This window comes from Streptacidiphilus monticola (assembly GCF_042658505.1).
In the GTDB taxonomy this organism is placed as follows: Bacteria; Actinomycetota; Actinomycetes; order Streptomycetales; family Streptomycetaceae; genus Streptacidiphilus; species Streptacidiphilus monticola.
The window spans coordinates 1-757 of record NZ_JBHSQJ010000206.1; the positions used below are offsets into that span (position 1 = coordinate 1).

The 757-nt window shown below is 75.0% G+C and carries 1 protein-coding gene; it reads right to left on the reverse strand.

What is annotated here, in order from left to right:
* Positions 1-679: hypothetical protein (locus ACFP3V_RS31340; protein ID WP_380591087.1), on the reverse strand; the 679-nt coding region annotated here is incomplete at its 3' end.
* Positions 680-757 lie beyond the last annotated feature (78 nt).

The window sequence follows — 757 nt, forward strand, 5'->3', positions numbered from 1 at the left end:
ACCCGTACGGGGCTGAGCACGAAAACGCGTACGCCGACACCTCCCACGGGGCGATGCCACCGAGTTCGCTGCGCTGCAGGGCGTCGCGGATGCGTTCGAACACCCAGCCGTCGCCGACGGCGGCCGCCCGCTTCAAAGCCTCGGTGGGGCCGGCGTCGGCCGCGCGTTCCAGGGAGACGAGTTCGAGGTAGGACGCCACCGCGACGCGGAACTCGATCCGCGCTTCCTTGGCGCGGCCGCGGACGTTGAGGTCCGGCACGAACCAGAACACCCCCGCGGCCACCAGGGCCGCGAACCCGGGGATCGCGAACGGCACCTGGACGCCCGCGAGCGCGAGCAGCGCGACCGCGATCGTGGGCAGCGCGAGCCCGTAGAGCGCGAGGGCGACCTTGCGGCCGACGAACCGCGCCGGACTCTCGCGCAGGATGTCCAGCTCCCGGCGCGGGATCCGCAGCGCCTGCTCACCGAACTGCGCCAGGGCCTTGGCGCCGATCCGGTCCAGCACCGACACCCCGGCCGCCGTCTCGTGGCGGGGGGCGATGGTGGCGAGGCGGCCGGCGTCCATGCGGGCCAGGACGTCGGCGACGTCGGGGCGGCCGCGGGACAGGCCGGCCACCGCCATCACCACTCCGGCGCCGACCGCGCCTCCGGCCAGCAGCACCGGAACCACGCCGATCACCGGATACTCCCTTCACTCACCGATGAGGCCGCGGCCTGGGCCTGGGCCGGGGCTCGGGCTGGGGCTGGGGCTGGGGCG